This window comes from Paraburkholderia phenoliruptrix, assembly GCF_019511605.1.
GTDB classification, from domain to species: domain Bacteria; phylum Pseudomonadota; class Gammaproteobacteria; order Burkholderiales; family Burkholderiaceae; genus Paraburkholderia; species Paraburkholderia phenoliruptrix_A.
In genome coordinates this window covers 124,953-143,091 of sequence record NZ_JAEUAV010000015.1, presented here as the reverse complement: position 1 = coordinate 143,091, position 18,139 = coordinate 124,953, and the positions used below count along the sequence as shown (strand labels likewise).

At 59.6% G+C, this 18,139-nt stretch carries 30 protein-coding genes; 28 read left to right on the top strand and 2 right to left on the bottom strand.

The genetic code is table 11. The features are described from left to right. Position 1 precedes the first annotated feature (1 nt). The 27 genes from rplB to dsbD all read left to right on the top strand — a co-directional run bounded on the left by rplB (position 2) and on the right by dsbD (position 14,972). On the top strand, positions 2 to 829 hold the full coding sequence (rplB, locus tag JNB89_RS19600) for a 50S ribosomal protein L2 (protein ID WP_013340740.1): 828 nt from the start codon (positions 2 to 4) through the stop codon (positions 827 to 829). A 10-nt stretch (positions 830 to 839) separates the two neighbouring features. After that, complete coding sequence (rpsS, locus tag JNB89_RS19595; protein ID WP_004199273.1) at positions 840 to 1,115, top strand: 30S ribosomal protein S19; 276 nt, start codon at positions 840 to 842, stop codon at positions 1,113 to 1,115. A gap of 10 nt (positions 1,116 to 1,125) precedes the next feature. After that, positions 1,126 to 1,455 carry a 50S ribosomal protein L22 gene (gene rplV, locus JNB89_RS19590; RefSeq protein ID WP_011490054.1) on the top strand — a complete coding sequence of 110 codons (330 nt, stop codon included), beginning with the start codon at positions 1,126 to 1,128 and terminating at the stop codon, positions 1,453 to 1,455. A gap of 11 nt (positions 1,456 to 1,466) precedes the next feature. Beyond that, complete coding sequence (gene rpsC, locus JNB89_RS19585; RefSeq protein WP_012434570.1) at positions 1,467 to 2,273, top strand: 30S ribosomal protein S3; 807 nt, start codon at positions 1,467 to 1,469, stop codon at positions 2,271 to 2,273. A 2-nt stretch (positions 2,274 to 2,275) separates the two neighbouring features. After that, positions 2,276 to 2,692 (top strand): 50S ribosomal protein L16, encoded by a 417-nt coding sequence (gene rplP / locus JNB89_RS19580; protein ID WP_013340739.1) that lies wholly within the window; start codon positions 2,276 to 2,278, stop codon positions 2,690 to 2,692. A gap of 10 nt (positions 2,693 to 2,702) precedes the next feature. Next, positions 2,703 to 2,897, top strand: a complete 195-nt coding sequence (gene rpmC, locus JNB89_RS19575) for a 50S ribosomal protein L29 (RefSeq protein ID WP_007180130.1) — start codon at positions 2,703 to 2,705, stop codon at positions 2,895 to 2,897. Next, the gene (rpsQ, locus tag JNB89_RS19570) at positions 2,894 to 3,166 is read left to right on the top strand and encodes a 30S ribosomal protein S17 (RefSeq protein WP_007180129.1); all 273 of its coding nucleotides are present in this window, start codon (positions 2,894 to 2,896) and stop codon (positions 3,164 to 3,166) included. The genes rpmC and rpsQ overlap by 4 nt, the downstream gene beginning before the upstream one ends. Positions 3,167 to 3,455: 289 nt before the next feature. After that, positions 3,456 to 3,824, top strand: coding sequence for a 50S ribosomal protein L14 (rplN, locus tag JNB89_RS19565; RefSeq protein WP_006052212.1), 369 nt, complete (start codon positions 3,456 to 3,458; stop codon positions 3,822 to 3,824). 9 nt (positions 3,825 to 3,833) lie between these two features. Then, complete coding sequence (rplX, locus tag JNB89_RS19560; protein ID WP_013340738.1) at positions 3,834 to 4,142, top strand: 50S ribosomal protein L24; 309 nt, start codon at positions 3,834 to 3,836, stop codon at positions 4,140 to 4,142. Between the two features lie 17 nt (positions 4,143 to 4,159). Beyond that, on the top strand, positions 4,160 to 4,699 hold the full coding sequence (gene rplE / locus JNB89_RS19555; RefSeq protein ID WP_006052214.1) for a 50S ribosomal protein L5: 540 nt from the start codon (positions 4,160 to 4,162) through the stop codon (positions 4,697 to 4,699). A 7-nt stretch (positions 4,700 to 4,706) separates the two neighbouring features. Next, positions 4,707 to 5,012 (top strand): 30S ribosomal protein S14, encoded by a 306-nt coding sequence (gene rpsN, locus JNB89_RS19550; RefSeq protein WP_013340737.1) that lies wholly within the window; start codon positions 4,707 to 4,709, stop codon positions 5,010 to 5,012. Positions 5,013 to 5,026: 14 nt separating this feature from the next. Next, a complete protein-coding gene (gene rpsH / locus JNB89_RS19545) occupies positions 5,027 to 5,422 on the top strand; it encodes a 30S ribosomal protein S8 (protein WP_006052216.1) in 396 nt (131 codons plus the stop codon). 18 nt (positions 5,423 to 5,440) lie between these two features. Beyond that, a complete protein-coding gene (gene rplF, locus JNB89_RS19540; RefSeq protein ID WP_013340736.1) occupies positions 5,441 to 5,971 on the top strand; it encodes a 50S ribosomal protein L6 in 531 nt (176 codons plus the stop codon). Positions 5,972 to 5,983: 12 nt separating this feature from the next. Then, the gene (rplR, locus tag JNB89_RS19535) at positions 5,984 to 6,349 is read left to right on the top strand and encodes a 50S ribosomal protein L18 (protein ID WP_006052218.1); all 366 of its coding nucleotides are present in this window, start codon (positions 5,984 to 5,986) and stop codon (positions 6,347 to 6,349) included. A 14-nt stretch (positions 6,350 to 6,363) separates the two neighbouring features. Beyond that, complete coding sequence (gene rpsE, locus JNB89_RS19530; RefSeq protein WP_006052219.1) at positions 6,364 to 6,882, top strand: 30S ribosomal protein S5; 519 nt, start codon at positions 6,364 to 6,366, stop codon at positions 6,880 to 6,882. A 10-nt stretch (positions 6,883 to 6,892) separates the two neighbouring features. Then, the gene (rpmD, locus tag JNB89_RS19525; RefSeq protein ID WP_013340734.1) at positions 6,893 to 7,075 is read left to right on the top strand and encodes a 50S ribosomal protein L30; all 183 of its coding nucleotides are present in this window, start codon (positions 6,893 to 6,895) and stop codon (positions 7,073 to 7,075) included. Between the two features lie 29 nt (positions 7,076 to 7,104). Then, the gene (gene rplO / locus JNB89_RS19520) at positions 7,105 to 7,539 is read left to right on the top strand and encodes a 50S ribosomal protein L15 (RefSeq protein WP_013340733.1); all 435 of its coding nucleotides are present in this window, start codon (positions 7,105 to 7,107) and stop codon (positions 7,537 to 7,539) included. Positions 7,540 to 7,585: 46 nt separating this feature from the next. After that, the gene (gene secY / locus JNB89_RS19515) at positions 7,586 to 8,932 is read left to right on the top strand and encodes a preprotein translocase subunit SecY (RefSeq protein ID WP_013340732.1); all 1,347 of its coding nucleotides are present in this window, start codon (positions 7,586 to 7,588) and stop codon (positions 8,930 to 8,932) included. Between the two features lie 8 nt (positions 8,933 to 8,940). Then, complete coding sequence (infA, locus tag JNB89_RS19510) at positions 8,941 to 9,159, top strand: translation initiation factor IF-1 (protein WP_004521905.1); 219 nt, start codon at positions 8,941 to 8,943, stop codon at positions 9,157 to 9,159. A gap of 20 nt (positions 9,160 to 9,179) precedes the next feature. Further along, entirely contained in the window at positions 9,180 to 9,296 is a 117-nt protein-coding gene (gene rpmJ, locus JNB89_RS19505) for a 50S ribosomal protein L36 (protein ID WP_004199844.1), read from the top strand. A 41-nt stretch (positions 9,297 to 9,337) separates the two neighbouring features. Beyond that, positions 9,338 to 9,703 carry a 30S ribosomal protein S13 gene (gene rpsM, locus JNB89_RS19500; protein ID WP_006052223.1) on the top strand — a complete coding sequence of 122 codons (366 nt, stop codon included), beginning with the start codon at positions 9,338 to 9,340 and terminating at the stop codon, positions 9,701 to 9,703. 28 nt (positions 9,704 to 9,731) lie between these two features. Further along, entirely contained in the window at positions 9,732 to 10,136 is a 405-nt protein-coding gene (rpsK, locus tag JNB89_RS19495) for a 30S ribosomal protein S11 (protein ID WP_006052224.1), read from the top strand. A 156-nt stretch (positions 10,137 to 10,292) separates the two neighbouring features. Then, on the top strand, positions 10,293 to 10,916 hold the full coding sequence (rpsD, locus tag JNB89_RS19490) for a 30S ribosomal protein S4 (RefSeq protein WP_013340731.1): 624 nt from the start codon (positions 10,293 to 10,295) through the stop codon (positions 10,914 to 10,916). A gap of 123 nt (positions 10,917 to 11,039) precedes the next feature. Continuing rightward, complete coding sequence (locus JNB89_RS19485; RefSeq protein WP_006052226.1) at positions 11,040 to 12,017, top strand: DNA-directed RNA polymerase subunit alpha; 978 nt, start codon at positions 11,040 to 11,042, stop codon at positions 12,015 to 12,017. Positions 12,018 to 12,198: 181 nt separating this feature from the next. Further along, on the top strand, positions 12,199 to 12,591 hold the full coding sequence (gene rplQ / locus JNB89_RS19480; protein WP_006052227.1) for a 50S ribosomal protein L17: 393 nt from the start codon (positions 12,199 to 12,201) through the stop codon (positions 12,589 to 12,591). A gap of 196 nt (positions 12,592 to 12,787) precedes the next feature. Next, positions 12,788 to 13,120 carry a divalent-cation tolerance protein CutA gene (cutA, locus tag JNB89_RS19475; RefSeq protein WP_431026595.1) on the top strand — a complete coding sequence of 111 codons (333 nt, stop codon included), beginning with the start codon at positions 12,788 to 12,790 and terminating at the stop codon, positions 13,118 to 13,120. Then, entirely contained in the window at positions 13,113 to 14,972 is a 1,860-nt protein-coding gene (gene dsbD / locus JNB89_RS19470; protein ID WP_220363325.1) for a protein-disulfide reductase DsbD, read from the top strand. Before cutA ends, dsbD begins: the two co-directional genes overlap by 8 nt. Positions 14,973 to 15,323: 351 nt before the next feature. Here the strand turns inward: dsbD and hemB are convergent, their stop codons facing one another. Together hemB and yihA are read right to left on the bottom strand one after the other, a co-directional pair. Beyond that, positions 15,324 to 16,322, bottom strand: a complete 999-nt coding sequence (gene hemB / locus JNB89_RS19465) for a porphobilinogen synthase (RefSeq protein ID WP_013340727.1) — start codon at positions 16,320 to 16,322, stop codon at positions 15,324 to 15,326. A 263-nt stretch (positions 16,323 to 16,585) separates the two neighbouring features. After that, positions 16,586 to 17,239: a ribosome biogenesis GTP-binding protein YihA/YsxC gene (gene yihA / locus JNB89_RS19460; RefSeq protein ID WP_220363324.1), complete on the bottom strand. Its 654-nt coding sequence runs from the start codon at positions 17,237 to 17,239 to the stop codon at positions 16,586 to 16,588. Positions 17,240 to 17,456: 217 nt separating this feature from the next. Between yihA and JNB89_RS19455 the strand changes: the two genes are divergently transcribed. Continuing rightward, a complete protein-coding gene (locus tag JNB89_RS19455; protein WP_013340725.1) occupies positions 17,457 to 18,125 on the top strand; it encodes a c-type cytochrome in 669 nt (222 codons plus the stop codon). Positions 18,126 to 18,139 lie beyond the last annotated feature (14 nt).

The following is an 18,139-nucleotide window of genomic DNA, read 5'->3' as shown; positions in this document are numbered from 1 at the left end:
CATGGCAATCGTTAAAGTTAAGCCGACTTCGCCGGGTCGCCGTGCGATGGTGAAGGTGGTCAACAAGGACCTGTACAAGGGCAAGCCGTTCGCACCGCTGCTCGACTCGCAGTCCTCGACCGCCGGCCGTAACAACAATGGCCACATCACCACGCGTCATAAGGGCGGTGGTCATAAGCACCATTATCGCGTCGTCGATTTCCGTCGCAACAAGGACGGCATCGCAGCGAAGGTCGAGCGTCTGGAATACGATCCGAACCGTAGCGCGAACATCGCGCTGGTTCTGTACGCAGACGGCGAGCGCCGTTACATCATTGCGCCGAAGGGTGTGACCGTCGGTCAGCAACTGATGTCGGGTTCCGAAGCGCCGATCCGTGCAGGCAACACGCTGCCGATCCGCAATATTCCGGTCGGTACGACGATCCACTGCATCGAAATGTTGCCGGGCAAGGGCGCGCAAATGGCGCGTTCGGCCGGTACGTCGGCAATGCTGCTGGCTCGTGAAGGCATCTACGCACAGGTCCGCCTGCGCTCCGGTGAAATCCGCCGCGTCCACGTCGAGTGCCGCGCGACGATCGGTGAAGTTGGCAACGAAGAGCATAGCCTCCGTCAAATCGGTAAGGCTGGCGCGAACCGCTGGCGCGGTATCCGCCCGACGGTGCGCGGCGTTGCAATGAACCCGGTTGATCACCCGCACGGTGGTGGTGAAGGCAAGACGGCTGCAGGTCGCGATCCGGTGAGCCCGTGGGGCACGCCTGCTAAGGGTTATCGCACCCGCAGCAACAAGCGCACGACGAGCATGATCGTCCAGCGCCGTCACAAGCGTTAAGGAGTAGGCAATGGCACGTTCTGTAAAAAAAGGTCCGTTCTGCGACGCCCATTTGCTGAAGAAAGTTGAGGCGGCAGCAGCTTCGCGGGATAAGAAGCCGATCAAAACCTGGTCGCGTCGCTCGACGATCCTCCCGGATTTCATCGGTCTGACGATCGCCGTTCACAACGGCCGTCAACACGTTCCGGTGTACATCTCGGAAAACATGGTCGGCCACAAGCTTGGCGAGTTCGCACTGACCCGTACGTTCAAGGGTCATGCAGCCGACAAGAAGGCTAAGAAATAAGGGGCTCAAGATGGAAGTGAAAGCAATTCATCGCGGTGCCCGCATCTCGGCGCAGAAAACGCGCCTTGTGGCTGACCAGATCCGCGGTTTGCCGGTCGACAAGGCGCTGAACGTTCTGACGTTCTCGCCGAAGAAGGCTGCGGGAATCGTGAAAAAGGTCGTGCTGTCGGCGATCGCGAATGCGGAGCACAACGAAGGCGCCGATATCGATGAGCTCAAGATTACGAGCATCTACATCGACAAGGCTGCGTCGCTCAAGCGTTTCACCGCGCGCGCTAAGGGCCGCGGTAACCGCATCGAGAAGCAATCCTGTCACATCACTGTGACGGTCGGGAATTAAGGGGTCATACGATGGGACAGAAAATTCATCCGACTGGCTTCCGTTTGGCCGTCAGCCGCAATTGGGCGTCGCGTTGGTACGCGAACAACAACAATTTCGCGGCGATGTTGCAGGAAGACATCGGTGTTCGTGAATACCTGAAGAAGAAGCTGAAGAACGCGTCCGTCGGCCGCGTGGTGATCGAGCGTCCTGCAAAGAACGCGCGTATCACGATTTTCAGCTCACGTCCGGGTGTCGTGATCGGCAAGAAGGGTGAAGACATTGAACTGCTCAAGTCCGAGCTGCAAAAGCGCATGGGCGTTCCGGTTCACGTCAACATCGAAGAAATCCGCAAGCCGGAAACGGATGCGCAGCTGATCGCTGACTCGATCACGCAACAGCTCGAGCGCCGGATCATGTTCCGCCGCGCGATGAAGCGTGCGATGCAAAACGCGATGCGTCTGGGTGCTCAAGGCATCAAGATCATGAGCGCTGGCCGTCTGAACGGTATCGAAATCGCTCGTACGGAATGGTATCGCGAAGGTCGCGTGCCGCTTCATACGCTGCGTGCTGATATCGACTACGCGACTTCGGAAGCGAAGACGACGTACGGCATCATCGGCGTGAAGGTGTGGGTCTACAAGGGCGACACGCTCGGCCGCAACGACGCACCGGTGGTTGAAGAAGTCGCCGAAGAAAAGCGTCCGCGCCGCAACGCACGTCCGGGTGGCGATCGCCGTCCGCGTCGCGATGGTGAAGGTGGTGGCCCGGCAGGTGCACGCCGTGGCGCTCCTCGTCGTGCTGGCGGTGCCGGCGGCGACGGGAAGACTGGAGAATAACGATGCTGCAACCGAAACGCAGAAAGTATCGCAAAGAGCAGAAAGGTCGTAACACCGGCGTCGCAACCCGCGGTAACGCGGTGTCGTTCGGTGAGTTCGGCCTGAAGGCTATCGGTCGTGGTCGCCTGACCGCGCGCCAGATTGAAGCGGCACGTCGTGCAATGACGCGTCACATCAAGCGTGGTGGCCGCATCTGGATTCGCATCTTCCCGGACAAGCCGATCTCGCACAAGCCGGCGGAAGTGCGTATGGGTAACGGTAAAGGTAACCCTGAGTACTACGTCGCAGAGATTCAACCGGGCAAGATGCTGTACGAAATGGACGGCGTAACCGAAGAGCTGGCACGCGAAGCGTTCCGTCTGGCCGCAGCGAAGCTGCCGCTGAAGACGACCTTCATCGTGCGTCAGCTTGGCGCCTAAGGAGCAAATGATGAAGGCTTCCGAACTTCACCAGAAAGATCAGGCCGCGCTCAACAAGGAGCTGTCGGACCTGCTGAAGGCGCAATTCGGCCTGCGCATGCAACTCGCGACCCAGCAGCTCACGAACACGAGCCAGCTGAAGAAGGTTCGTCGCGACATCGCACGTGTGCGGACCGTCCTGACTGAGAAGGCGAACCAGAAATGAACGATAGCGTAAAAACCTCGCTCAAGCGGACGCTGGTCGGCAAGGTCGTCAGCAACAAGATGGACAAGACGGTCACCGTGCTGGTCGAGCACCGCGTGAAGCACCCGATTTACGGCAAGTACGTTGTGCGCTCGAAGAAGTACCACGCGCACGACGACGCGAACACGTACAACGAGGGCGACCTCGTTGAAATCCAGGAAACTCGTCCGATTTCGAAGACGAAGGCTTGGGTCGTGGCTCGCCTGGTCGAGGCTGCTCGCGTCATCTGACGCCGCGAAGCTGTAGAAGTAGTTGAAATCGCAGTAGATTTCGCTTGCAAGACCGAGATTATTTGTTATAATCTCGGTCTTCCCTCTTTATGGGAGCCCCGTCGCGGGCGAAGTTGGTGGGGGAAGCGGTTCAGGCGCCAGCCTGTCCCGAAGGATTCACCGGATTGCGATGGCGGGTTTCGTTTGCCGTCGCTGCTGTTCTAACCCAAGCAGCCGATTGGCTGACGGGACCAAGACTGACCGGGTGCGCCATGGTGGTGTGACCGGATTAAGTTGGGAAAGATAAACCATGATCCAGACCGAAACTCGGCTTGAAGTGGCCGACAACACGGGTGCGCGTGAAGTCATGTGCATCAAGGTGCTCGGCGGCTCGAAGCGTCGTTATGCCAGCATTGGCGACATCATCAAGGTGACCGTCAAAGAAGCAACGCCGCGCGGGCGCGTGAAGAAAGGCGAAATTTATAACGCCGTGGTGGTTCGTACCGCCAAGGGCGTGCGCCGTCAGGACGGCTCGCTGATCAAGTTCGACGGCAATGCCGCAGTGCTGTTGAATGCCAAGCTCGAACCTATTGGCACCCGTATTTTCGGGCCTGTCACGCGCGAGTTGCGCAGCGAACGATTCATGAAGATCGTTTCGTTGGCACCTGAAGTGCTGTAAGGAGTCGCGATGAACAAGATTCGCAAAGGTGACGAAGTTATCGTCATCACCGGCAAAGATAAAGGCAAGCGCGGTGTCGTGCTGTCCGTTGGCGATGGCAAGGTCACTGTCGAGGGTATCAACCTCGTCAAGAAACACGTCAAGCCGAACCCGATGAAGGGTACGACGGGTGGCGTGGAAGCCAGGACGATGCCGCTGCAAATTTCGAACGTCGCATTGGTCGACGCGAATGGCAAGGCGTCGCGTGTAGGCATCAAGGTCGAAGGAGACAAGAAAGTCCGTTTCCTTAAGACGACCGGTGCCGTGCTGAGCGCCTGACGCTGCGGAGTAAAAAAATGGCTCGTCTGCAAGAGTTTTACAAAGAAAAGGTTGTGCCCGGCCTCATCGAGAAGTTCGGGTACAAGTCCGTGATGGAAGTGCCGCGCATCACCAAGATCACCCTGAACATGGGCCTTGGCGAAGCGGTTGCTGACAAGAAGATCATCGAAAACGCCGTTGGCGACCTGACGAAGATCGCAGGCCAGAAGCCGGTGATCACGAAGGCACGAAAGGCAATTGCTGGCTTCAAGATCCGTCAGGGCTATCCGATCGGTGCAATGGTCACGCTCCGTGGTCAGGCAATGTACGAATTCCTGGACCGTTTCGTGACGGTCGCGCTCCCGCGTGTGCGTGACTTCCGCGGCGTGTCGGGTCGTGCGTTCGACGGTCGCGGCAACTACAACATCGGTGTGAAAGAGCAGATCATTTTCCCCGAAATCGACTACGACAAGATCGACGCACTGCGTGGGCTGAACATCAGCATCACGACGACTGCGAAGACCGACGACGAAGCAAAGGCTCTGCTCGCCAGCTTCAAGTTCCCGTTCAGAAACTGAGGTTACCGTGGCTAAACTGGCACTGATCGAACGTGAAAAGAAGCGTGCTCGCCTCGCTGCTAAGTACGCGCCCAAGCGTGCAGAGTTGAAGGCGATCATTAGCGATATGAGCAAGTCGGACGAAGAGCATTACGCAGCACGTCTGGAACTGCAACAATTGCCGCGCAACTCTAACCCGACCCGTAAGCGCAATCGTTGCGCAATTACCGGTCGTCCGCGCGGTACGTTCCGTAAATTCGGGCTGGCGCGTAACAAGATTCGCGAAATCGCGTTCCGCGGCGAGATCCCTGGCCTGACCAAGGCGAGCTGGTAATAGGAGAAACATAAATGAGCATGAGTGATCCTATCGCCGATATGCTGACTCGCATCCGCAACGCGCAGATGGTTGAGAAAGTCTCGGTGACTATGCCCTCGTCGAAAGTCAAGGTTGCGATTGCGCAGGTCCTGAAGGACGAAGGTTATATCGACGATTTCGCAGTGAAGTCCGAAGGTGCGAAGTCTGAATTGAACATCGTGTTGAAGTACTACGCTGGCCGTCCGGTTATCGAGCGCATTGAACGCGTTTCGAAGCCTGGTCTGCGTGTGTACCGCGGCCGTAACGACATCCCCGTGGTCATGAATGGCCTCGGCGTGGCAATCGTGTCGACGCCGAAGGGCGTGATGACGGACCGCAAGGCGCGCGCAACGGGCGTTGGCGGCGAAGTCATCTGCTACGTCGCTTAAGGCCGAAAGGAGAGAAACATGTCTCGAGTAGGTAAGAGCCCGATCGCGCTGCAAGGCGCAGAAGTGGCCCTGAGCGATGATCGCATCACCGTCAAGGGCCCGCTGGGTACGATTACGCAGGCGGCAAACCGCCTCGTGAAAGTGGTGAACGAAAACGGCATTCTGAAGATCGAGCCGGTTGACGAAAGCCGCGAAGCGAATGCGATGTCGGGCACGATGCGCGCACTGGTTGCGAACATGGTGAACGGCGTGACGAAGGGTTTCGAGCGCAAGCTGACGCTGGTTGGCGTTGGTTATCGTGCACAGGCGCAAGGCGACAAGCTGAACCTGTCGCTGGGTTTCTCGCACCCCGTGGTGCACCAGATGCCGGAAGGCGTGAAGGCTGAGACCCCGTCGCAAACCGAAATCGTGATCAAGGGGATCGACAAGCAGAAAGTTGGCCAGGTCGCTGCAGAAGTGCGCGGCTATCGCCCGCCGGAGCCCTATAAGGGCAAGGGTGTGCGCTACGCCAACGAGGTCGTGATCCTCAAAGAAACGAAGAAGAAGTAAGGGTGCGCAATCATGGATAAGACTCAATCTCGCCTGCGCCGCGCTCGTCAGACGCGTATCAAGATCGCTGAGCTGCAGGTCGCGCGTCTCGCCGTGCATCGCACGAACACGCACATCTATGCGCAAGTGTTCTCGCCGTGCGGCACCAAGGTGCTCGCCAGCGCTTCGACGCTCGAGGCCGAAGTGCGTGCGCAACTCGCCGACCAAACTGGCAAGGGCGGCAACGTCGCCGCTGCTACGCTGATCGGCAAGCGCATTGCAGAAAAGGCTAAGGCTGCCGGCATCGAATCCGTCGCCTTCGACCGTTCGGGTTTCCGTTACCACGGCCGCGTGAAAGCGCTGGCTGATGCGGCGCGCGAAGCCGGACTCAAGTTCTAAGGGAAGAATTCGTCATGGCAAAGATGCAAGCGAAAGTTCAGGCTGACGAACGCGACGACGGCCTGCGCGAAAAGATGATTTCGGTCAACCGCGTGACCAAGGTCGTGAAGGGTGGCCGTATTCTCGGCTTCGCCGCGCTGACCGTGGTTGGCGACGGTGATGGCCGCGTCGGTATGGGCAAGGGCAAGGCGAAGGAAGTGCCGGTCGCTGTCCAGAAGGCGATGGAACAGGCTCGCCGCAACATGTTCAAGGTGCCGCTGAAGAACGGTACCCTGCAACACGAAGTGCACGGCAAGCACGGCGCATCGATGGTTCTCCTCGCTCCGGCGAAGGACGGTACCGGTGTGATCGCTGGTGGTCCGATGCGCGCAGTGTTCGACGTGATGGGCGTGCAGAACGTTGTGGCCAAGAGCCACGGTTCGACGAACCCGTACAACCTCGTTCGTGCAACGCTCGACGGTCTGCGCAAGCAGTCCACCCCGGGCGATATCGCGGCGAAGCGCGGCAAGTCCGTCGAAGATATTCTGGGCTAAGGTGGACACCATGTCTGAAAAAACTGTCAAGGTCCAGCTCGTCAAGAGCCTGATCGGCACCCGTGATACGCATCGTGCAACGGTGCGTGGCTTGGGCCTGCGCCGACTCAACTCGGTTAGCGAGTTGCAGGACACGCCGGCCGTGCGCGGCATGATCAACAAGGTTTCGTACCTCGTTAAGGTCATCAGCTAAGCGGCTGACCAGGACTCAAGGAGTTGATAATGGAATTGAATAACCTGAAGCCGGCTGAAGGCGCGAAGCACGCAAAGCGTCGCGTTGGTCGCGGTATCGGCTCCGGCCTCGGCAAGACCGCTGGCCGTGGTCACAAGGGTCAGAAGTCGCGTTCGGGCGGCTTTCACAAGGTTGGCTTTGAAGGCGGTCAAATGCCGCTGCAACGTCGCCTGCCCAAGCGTGGCTTCACCTCGCTGACGAAGGAATTCGTTGGTGAAGTGCGTCTCTCGGATCTGGAAAAGCTGCCGGTCGACGAAGTCGATCTGCTGGCTCTGAAGCAAGCCGGTCTGGTCGGCGAGCTGATCAAGAGCGCCAAGATCATCGCGACGGGCGAGCTGAAGCGCAAGATCGTTGTGAAGGGTCTGGGTGCGACGAAGGGTGCGCGTGCTGCGATTGAAGCAGCCGGCGGCTCTTTTGCCGAGTAACGTGCAAGTTATTTGCCGTCACTAGCATTTGCATCGGAGAAGGTACTTGGCTAACAGCCCGAGTCTCGCAAAACCCGGTCGCAGCGCGGCGAAGTTCGGCGATCTGCGTCGGCGAGCAGTGTTTTTGCTGCTGGCGCTGATCGTCTACCGTATCGGCGCGCACATTCCGGTGCCGGGTATCGACCCGGACCAGCTGGCGAAGTTGTTCCAAAGCCAGTCGGGCGGCATCCTTGGCATGTTCAACATGTTCTCGGGTGGCGCGCTTTCGCGGTTCACGATCTTCGCGCTTGGGATCATGCCTTACATTTCGGCATCGATCATCATGCAGCTGCTGGCAATTGTTTCGCCGCAGCTCGAAGCGCTGAAGAAGGAAGGGCAGGCAGGTCAGCGCAAGATCACGCAGTACACGCGGATCTTCACGGTCCTGCTGGCGACGTTCCAGGCATTCGGCATCGCCGTGGCCTTGGAGAATCAGCCGGCTCTGGTGATCGATCCGGGAATGGTGTTTCGGTTGACGACGGTCGTGACGCTGGTGACCGGCACGATGTTCCTGATGTGGCTGGGTGAGCAGATCACGGAGCGCGGGCTTGGCAACGGTATCTCGATCATCATTTTCGGCGGTATTGCAGCGGGTTTCCCGAACGCGATCGGTGGTCTTTTCGAACTGGTGCGAACCGGCTCGATGAGCATCATCTCGGCGATCATAGTCGTCGCGCTGATTGCTGCTGTGACGTATCTGGTGGTGTTCATCGAACGCGGCCAGCGCAAGATTCTTGTGAACTACGCCAAGCGGCAAGTCGGTAACAAGATTTACGGCGGTCAGTCTTCGCACCTGCCGCTGAAGTTGAACATGTCGGGCGTGATTCCGCCGATCTTTGCGTCGTCGATCATTCTCTTCCCGGCAACCATCCTGAACTGGTTCAGTTCGGGGTCGCGCACCAGCTGGTTCGCAGACACGCTGCACAATGTGGCCGAAGCCCTCAAGCCCGGTCAGCCCGTGTACGTGTTGCTGTACGCGTTGGCGATCGTTTTCTTCTGTTTTTTCTACACCGCTTTGGTGTTCAACAGCAGAGAGACGGCCGACAACCTGAAAAAGAGTGGCGCTTTCGTTCCTGGCATCCGCCCGGGCGATCAAACGGCACGATATATCGACCGCATCCTCACGCGTCTGACGCTGGCCGGTGCGATCTACATCGTGTTTGTTTGCCTGCTGCCCGAGTTTCTGGTGCTGCGCTGGAACGTGCCGTTTTATTTTGGTGGAACGTCGCTGCTGATCATTGTCGTCGTCACAATGGACTTCATGGCGCAGGTGCAGTCGTACGTTATGTCGCAACAGTATGAATCGCTGCTGAAGAAAGCTAATTTCAAAGGCGGCGGCGTCCCGATGCGTTGAAAGGACTTATGGCCAAAGACGATGTTATCCAGATGCAGGGTGAAGTCATCGAAAACCTGCCTAACGCTACCTTCAGGGTGAAGCTGGAAAACGGCCATGTCGTATTGGGACACATATCCGGCAAGATGCGGATGCATTACATCCGAATCCTGCCGGGCGACAAGGTGACGGTTGAATTGACGCCTTACGATCTGTCGCGTGCGCGGATCGTGTTCCGGGCGAAGTGATTTGAAAAAAGGGTAATATCATGAAAGTGATGGCATCGGTTAAGCGCATTTGCCGCAATTGCAAGATCATCAAGCGCAAAGGCGTTGTGCGCGTGATTTGCAGCTCTGATCCGCGCCACAAACAGCGTCAAGGCTGAACGCCGCGCTTTTGCTTGCGCTTTTTGTTTGAGGAAAAACAATGGCTCGTATCGCAGGGGTTAACATCCCGAATCACCAGCATACTGAAATCGGCCTGACGGCTATTTACGGTATCGGCCGCACGCGCTCGCGCGACATTTGCGTCGCTGCTGGTGTGGCATTTTCGAAGAAGGTCAAAGACCTGAACGACGCAGACCTCGAAAAGCTGCGTGAAGAAGTCGGCAAGTTCATCGTTGAAGGCGATCTGCGCCGTGAAACGACGATGAACATCAAGCGCCTGATGGACCTCGGCTGCTACCGTGGTGTGCGGCATCGTAAGGGCTTGCCCCTGCGCGGCCAACGCACGCGTACGAATGCCCGTACGCGCAAGGGTCCGCGTCGTGCAGCGCAATCGCTGAAGAAGTAAGCGGAACTGACAGTTACAGGAAAACGTAATGGCTAAGGCTTCGAACAACTCCGCGGCGCAACGCGTTCGCAAGAAGGTCAAGAAGAACGTCGCCGAGGGCGTGGTTCACGTTCACGCGTCGTTCAACAACACCATCATCACGATCACCGATCGTCAAGGCAATGCACTTGCTTGGGCAACGTCGGGTGGTCAGGGCTTCAAGGGCTCGCGTAAGTCGACGCCGTTTGCAGCTCAGGTGGCCGCCGAATCGGCTGGTCGCGTGGCGATGGAATACGGCGTGAAGAACCTCGAAGTGCGGATCAAGGGCCCCGGTCCTGGCCGTGAGTCGGCGGTGCGCGCGTTGCATGGTCTTGGCATCAAGATCACCGCGATCTCCGACGTGACCCCGGTCCCGCACAACGGCTGCCGTCCGCCGAAGCGTCGTCGCATCTAAGACGCTGTTTTCGCTAGCGCCTGTTGCCGCCGGATCAAGTACCCGGCGAAACAGGCTGCTTGCGCTATTGAACTGACTAAGCCCACCGTTCGACCCAAAGGGCTCGGACTAGCGCGATTGCCCGCAGTCGCGTGACTAATCAACGAAGGAATCAACGTGGCACGTTATATCGGCCCTAAGGCCAAGCTGTCCCGCCGTGAAGGCACTGACCTCTTCCTGAAGAGCGCCCGTCGTTCGCTCGCTGACAAGTGCAAGCTTGACAGCAAGCCTGGCCAGCATGGCCGCACTTCGGGTGCACGTACGTCCGACTACGGCACGCAGTTGCGTGAAAAGCAAAAAGTGAAGCGCATCTACGGTGTGCTGGAGCGTCAATTCCGCCGTTACTTCGCTGAAGCCGACCGCCTGAAGGGCAACACGGGTGAAAACCTGCTGCAACTGCTCGAGTCGCGTCTGGACAACGTCGTGTATCGCATGGGCTTCGGTTCGACGCGCGCTGAAGCGCGTCAGCTCGTGAGCCACAAGGCGATCATGGTGAACGGCGTCGTCTCGAACATTCCGTCGATGCAAGTGAAGGCAGGCGACGTTGTCGCAGTGCGCGAACAGTCGAAGAAGCAGGCGCGTATTCTCGAAGCGCTGTCGCTGGCTGAGCAAGGCGGCATGCCGAGCTGGGTTTCGGTCGATTCGAAGAAGTTCGAAGGCACGTTCAAGCAGAAGCCGGAGCGCAGCGACATCGCTGGCGATATCAACGAAAGCCTGATCGTCGAATTGTATTCGCGGTAATCGGATCAACGGCCGGGGCACCCCGTTGCGTTGCGCAAGGGGGCGTCTCGGCTGTTTATTTTCAGGTTGTTACCGGTCAGCCTTATCGGTGTAACGAGCCGAGGGTATTGGAAAGGAAAACCTATGCAAACCAGTTTGTTGAAGCCCAAGATCATCGCAGTTGAATCGCTGGGCGAAAGCCACGCGAAAGTGGTCATGGAACCGTTTGAACGCGGTTACGGCCACACCTTGGGTAACGCGCTCCGGCGCGTGCTGCTGTCGTCCATGATCGGCTATGCGCCGACCGAAGTGACGATCGCAGGCGTCGTACATGAGTATTCGACGCTCGACGGTGTGCAAGAGGATGTGGTCAACCTGTTGTTGAACCTGAAGGGCGTGGTGTTCAAGCTGCATAACCGTGACGAAGTGACGGTTACGCTGCGCAAGGAAGGCGAAGGCGTGGTTACCGCCGGCGATATTGAACTGGCGCACGATTGTGAAGTGATCAACCCTGATCACGTGATCGCGCATCTGTCGAAAGGCGGCAAGCTCGACGTTCAGATCAAGGTTGAAAAGGGCCGCGGCTACGTGCCGGGCAACGTGCGTCGTTACGGCGAGGAATCGGCCAAGATCATCGGCCGTATCGTGCTGGACGCGTCGTTCTCGCCGGTTCGCCGCGTGAGCTACGCTGTGGAAAGCGCGCGTGTCGAACAGCGTACCGACCTCGACAAGCTCGTGATGAACATTGAAACCAACGGTGTGATTTCGCCTGAAGAAGCGATCCGTCAATCGGCTCGAATTCTGGTGGACCAACTGTCGGTGTTCGCTGCACTGGAAGGCACCGAAGCGACGGCTGAAGCACCGTCGCGCGCGCCGCAGATCGATCCGATCCTGCTGCGTCCGGTCGATGACCTCGAACTGACGGTTCGTTCCGCGAACTGCCTGAAGGCCGAGAACATCTACTACATCGGCGATCTGATCCAGCGTACCGAAAACGAACTGCTCAAGACGCCGAACCTCGGCCGCAAGTCGCTGAACGAAATCAAGGAAGTACTGGCGTCGCGTGGTCTGACGCTTGGCATGAAGCTGGAGAACTGGCCGCCCGCAGGGCTGGACAAGTAAGCCAGCAGTCAGCCGTGGCGGGACTCGCCGCTGCACTGGCAAAGACGCGGATTTTCCTTTAAAATCCGCGTCTTGTCTTTTTTCACTACCGGCCCGTGCGCTCGCTCCGTCCAGGTAAAACCTCGGGTGGAAGAAGTGCGATAGAAGAGCTGGACCAAAACTTTGAATCGAAGGAATTAACATGCGTCACCGTCATGGTCTGCGGAAACTGAACCGCACGAGCAGCCACCGTCTGGCAATGCTCCGTAACATGTCTAACTCGCTGATTGAGCACGAAGTCATCAAGACCACGCTGCCCAAGGCGAAAGAACTCCGCAAGGTTGTCGAGCCGCTGATCACGCTCGGCAAGAAGCCGTCGCTGGCAAATCGTCGTCTGGCTTTCAACCGCCTGCGCGATCGTGACTCGGTCACGAAGCTGTTCGAAGTGCTCGGCCCGCGTTACGCTACCCGTCCGGGTGGCTACCTGCGCGTGCTGAAGTTCGGCTTCCGAGTTGGCGACAACGCGCCGATGGCGCTCGTCGAACTGCTCGACCGTCCGGAAGTTGAAGAAGTTGAAGTGCAAGAAGCTGAATAAGCTTGCGGCGCTTAGTGTTCATGAAAGCCAGGCTCATAGCCTGGCTTTTTTGTTTCTGGCCCAGCAAGCGGCGATGCAGTCAGGCATGCGCAGGCTGGGCGGCGAAATGCCACATGCGCGCGTCCGCGCTAGGAGCGGCGCTCGCGGAGCAGGTGATACGATAGTGCGATACGACTGTGTATTGCCGGAGCCTGCTGTGAGCGTGAACGTGACTCTACTTCTGACGACTGTGCCCGGCGCGGTCGTCGCACAGAAACTGGCCGCGGATGCGCTCGCCGCGCGCCTGTGCGCATGTGTCACGCAGCTCGGTGCCGTGCAGTCGAGCTACCACTGGCAAGGTCAGATCGAAACGGCGCAGGAAATTCAGTTACTGTTCAAGACCAGCCCCGCGCGGGCGCGCGAGCTCGAGCAGTACCTACAGGCGCATCATCCCTACGACACCCCTGAAATTCTCTCGTGGCAAGCCGACGCGTCGGCCCCGTATGGCCAGTGGATCATTGCAGAAACTCAACGCCCGCTCCATGTTTAACTGCCTCAGTCGACGTGTGCGCCATGCGCTGCATGTCGCATTCTTCCTGTCCGTCTGCCTGATTCTCGCGCAGTTCACACCGCTTGCCCGTGCTGCGGACGACTTCCTTGACCCTGCGGTCGCCTTCAAGTTCAGCGCGACCGAAAAGCCAGGCGAAGTCGATGTCACCTACAAGATCGCGGACGGCTACTACATGTACCGCGAGCGTTTCGCATTCAAGACGCGCAACGGCGCTGCGACGCTCGGCGAGCCGCAATTGCCCGCGGGCCACATCAAATTCGATCAGACGTTCAACAAGGACGTCGAGACGTATCGCGATCAACTGACGATTCGGATTCCGGTGAAGCAGGCGGCTGGGGGATTCGACCTCGCTGTTACGTCGCAAGGCTGTGCGGACGCCGGCATCTGTTATCCACCGATGGAGCGCGTCTACCATGTGAGCGGTGCGGCATTGCTGCCGGCTGGTACTGGCGCCGCACCGCGGTCCACGGCGGGCGACGCCCCCTGGTATGAGCGTGCCACCAGCGCCGACTATGCGCAGTCGCTGCTGCAAGGCGGCGGCTTCCTCGCGATCGTCGGACTCTACTTCGTCGCAGGCATGGTGCTGAGCCTGTTGCCATGCTCGTACCCAATGATTCCGATTCTTTCAGCCATCATCATCGGTGAAGGCGCGCGGGTCACACGTCGGCGCGGTTTCGCACTTTCGCTGGCCTATGTCGTCGGGATGGCGCTTGTCTACACCGCTCTCGGCATTGCCGCCGCACTCGTGGGGCAAAGTCTCGGCGCGTGGTTGCAGAACCCGTGGGTGTTGGGCACGTTCGGCATTCTGCTGACTGTTTTCGCACTGACGCTGATTGCCGGCTTCGATATTGCGTTGCCGCAGCGCTGGCAGGATGGCGTGTCGCAGGCGTCGGCGGGCCACTCTGGCGGCAAGTTCGCAGCCGTGGCCGTCATGGGCGCGCTGTCCGCCTTAGTGGTCGGCGCCTGCATGACTGCGCCGCTTTTTGCGGTGCTCGCGTTCATCGCGCATACGGGGAACGCGGTGCTGGGGGGCGCGGCATTGTTCGCGATGGGCCTCGGGCTCGGCGTGCCGCTTCTGATCGTCGGCCTGGGCGCCGGCACCTTGCTGCCGCGCGCCGGCGCATGGATGGACGGCGTCAAGGTACTGTTCGGCGTAGTGCTGCTTGCCGCGGCGCTCTGGATCGTCTGGCCGGTGCTCGGCGCGGCGGCTACCATGCTGTTGAGCTCGCTCTGGTTGTTGATCGCGGCAGCATCGTTGGGATTTTTTGCGGCGCCTCTCCCGCAGGCGTCGATCTGGCGGCGGCTCGGGCGCGGATTGGGCGCCGCCCTCACCGTTTGGGCAGCGGTACTCCTCGTCGGGCTTGCAGCGGGTTCCTCGGACCCGTTGCGACCGCTGGCCGTACTGGCGGCGCGCGTTCCGCCAGGGAGCGCCGGGCTTCAGTCTGGGTCGCCCCAGACGGCCTCGCAGGTGGATCTCGCGTTTCAGCGGGTGCGCTCGACAGCTGAACTCGATCAGGCCGTCAAAGCGGCGCCACGGCCCTCCATGCTCGACTTCTACGCGGACTGGTGCGTAAGCTGCAAGGAGATGGAGAAATTCACCTTCAGCGACCCGCGCGTCCAGGCGAAGTTAAAGCAGATGAATTTAATGCGCGCCGACGTGACCGCCAACAACCCTGATGATCAGGCACTGTTGAAGCGTTTCGGCCTTTTCGGACCGCCCGGGATCATTTTCTTTGACCGCGGGGGCAAAGAAGTTCTTCGAGTGGTGGGGTACGAATCAGCTGACAAATTCCTGCGCTCGCTCGAGCGGGCGAGCGTCTCCGCGACCTGACTGGACGTCGCGCTGGCTTTGCGCCCGGCGGCGCATCAGCGCACGAGCACGGCAGCCCGAAAGCCCGAAAGCAGGCAGCAGCAGCACCCAGTACGCCGCAGACAGCCCACCACTTCAGCAGGCCACCCAACAGCGTCACGCCTGCCACCCGCTTGCGCTCCCTACCTCCACTTCCCCGACCAAGCACAAAAAAGGAGGCGCGACCACAAGGTCCGCCTCCCTCTCTTCCGGGCCAATCCGCCAAGCCCTCGGCAGCGCACCGCCCACGCGCATCAATCAATGCAATCCAATGCGCCAGACGCGGGAGCCGCGGCAGGCGCGGCAACCGCACCCACCAGCCCTAAAGCCACATCACTTCTGCGACCGCAAAATCCTCGCCGCATCCAGCGCAAAATAGGTCAAAACGCCGTCCGCGCCGGCACGCTTGAACGCAAGCAGTGATTCCATCATCGCCTTGTCGTGATCGAGCCAGCCGTTCTGCGCTGCCGCCTTCAGCATCGCGTACTCGCCGCTCACCTGGTAGACGTAAGTCGGAAAGCGGAACTCGTCCTTCACACGGCGCACGATGTCCAGGTACGGCATGCCTGGTTTGACCATCACCATATCCGCGCCTTCGTTGATGTCGGCCTCTACTTCGCGCAGCGCTTCGTTGGAATTCGCCGGGTCCATCTGGTACGTCATCTTGTTGCTCTTGCCGAGGTTCGTCGCGGAGCCCACGGCGTCGCGGAACGGCCCGTAGAACGCGGATGCGAACTTGGCCGCATACGCCATGATGCGCGTATGCACGTGGTCCTCGCTTTCCAGCATTTCGCGGATGGCACCAATGCGGCCGTCCATCATGTCCGAAGGCGCGACGATGTCGACGCCCGCCTCAGCCTGCGCGCGCGCCTGTTCGATCAGAATCTCGACGGTTTCGTCGTTGAGGACGTAGCCCGCCTCGTCGAGCACGCCGTCCTGCCCGTGGCTGGTGTAGGGGTCGAGCGCGACGTCGGTCAGCACCCCCAGTTCTGGGAAATGCTTCTTGAGTTCGCGCACGGCGCGAGGGATCAGGCCCGCCGGGTTGGTCGCCTCACGGCCATCGGGCGTTTTCAGCGACGGCTCGATCGCCGGAAATAGCGACAGCACGGGCACACCCAGCTCGACGCACTGCTCGGCGACCTTCATCAGCAGATCGACGGAGACGCGCTCCACGCCGGGCATCGACGCCACGGCCTGTCGCACGTTGGTGCCGTCTACCACGAAGACGGGATAGATCAGGTCATTGGTGGTGAGAATGTTCTCGCGCATCAGACGGCGCGAAAAGTCGTCGCGGCGCATGCGGCGCGGGCGGTAGTGCGGGTAGAAGCTCATGTGGGATCGAGAACTGTGGGTATCTTGAGTGGGGCGGTGACGCGGACGGTGCCGGTGGGGCCGGAGCCGCTCGCGGAAACTTTTCAAGACAATGGTATATCATACCGATCGAGCAAGGCGCCTGGCGCTGAGCTCCCCGCTTCTCCTCCCTGAGCGGGTGCCTGTCGTTTTTCGATTAGGCTGTTTGACCCGCCGTTAAAGCGGCGGGTTTTTTTATGGGCCGCCGAAACCGCATTTTTGGGCTTTGAAGCCGACCCCGCAATTTACTGCGCAAAGTTCTCTTCGCCCTTCACATCGGGGATAAGCCAGCTTTCGATCAGTTCGTGCGCTTCCTCGATACCTACCCGCTTGAGCGCCGAAAAGAGCTGCGCGGTCAGTTCGCCCTGGTAACCCGCGGCGCGGTATTCGGCAAGTCCCTTGTTCGTGGTGCGCAACGCGTTGACGCTTTCCTGGCGCGTCAATTTGTCGCATTTGGTCAGGAGCGCGTGAATCGGCTTACCGGTTGGCGCAAACCATTCGATCATCCGCCGGTCCAGATCGGTCAACGGACGGCGCGCATCCATCATCAGAATCATGCCGCGCAATTGCGAGCGCGATTGCAGGTACGTGGAAAGCAGCGCTTCCCAGTGAGCCTTGGCTGCGCCCGGAACTTCGGCATAGCCGTAGCCGGGCAGATCGACCAGATGCCCGGCGGGTTCATCGGCCTTACCCACTGAAAAGTAGTTGATGTGCTGCGTACGTCCCGGCGTCTTGCTCGCGAATGCCAGCCGCTTCTGATTGCACAAAATGTTGATGGCCGTCGACTTGCCCGCATTGGAGCGCCCGGCAAAAGCAATCTCTGGCTGAGCGGTGGCCGGCAGATCGCGCAGGTGATTGACGGTCGTGAAAAAGCGGGATTGGTGGAGCAGGAAGGACATGAGCAGGCCAGATTTCGAGACGCCGGGGAACCCGGAACGGGGACGGGTCAAGCCCGACTGGCGTCTTAGCGATTAGCGAGTTATTGTACAATACGATGGTTTACTGAAAACCTGAGGGGGCCAGCCCGCGTGCCTCGGCGGCTCCTGGCGGTCACTTGGGTCGCCGTCGTATTGTGCAAAACCTCTAAAATCCCACAAGACGAGACAGGGTGTGCGAATGAATCGACTGTGCAAGGCTCTGATGGTGTTTCAGGTAGCGGCAGGTCTTTCAGGTTTGGCAATTCAGGCACGAGCAGCAGATCCAGCAAAGGCAGATCCGGCAAAGCCGGACATTAATCGGGGGCAGGCAATCGCGGTGCAGGTTTGCGCGTCGTGTCACGGCGCAGACGGCAACAGTGCCGGCGGGGCGTATCCCAAGCTGGCCGGTCAGCATCCCGACTATCTCGTCAAACAACTCAAGGATTTCAAGCCGCAGCCCGGCGCGAAGCAGCCCGCGCGCAATAATGCGATCATGACGGGCATGGCTTCGGCGCTATCCGATCAAGACATGGTGAACGTCGCGGCTTATTTCGCGACGCAGGCTCAGAAGCCCGGCTACGCGCACAACAAGGACACGGTGGCGCTCGGGCAGAAGATTTATCGCGGCGGCATTGCGGACAAGGGCGTGCCGGCATGTGCAAGCTGCCACGGGCCCACGGGGCAGGGTATTCCGTCGCAATATCCGCGTTTGTCGGGACAATGGGCTGAATACACGGTCGCGCAGTTGACCGCGTTCACGCAGGGCCCCGGCGCGCGTAATAACAATGAGGCGATGCATGCTGTTGCATCGCGTCTGTCGGACAGCGAGATCAAAGCTGTTGCCGATTACATCGCGGGCTTGCACTAACAGGTCCGCGCGCA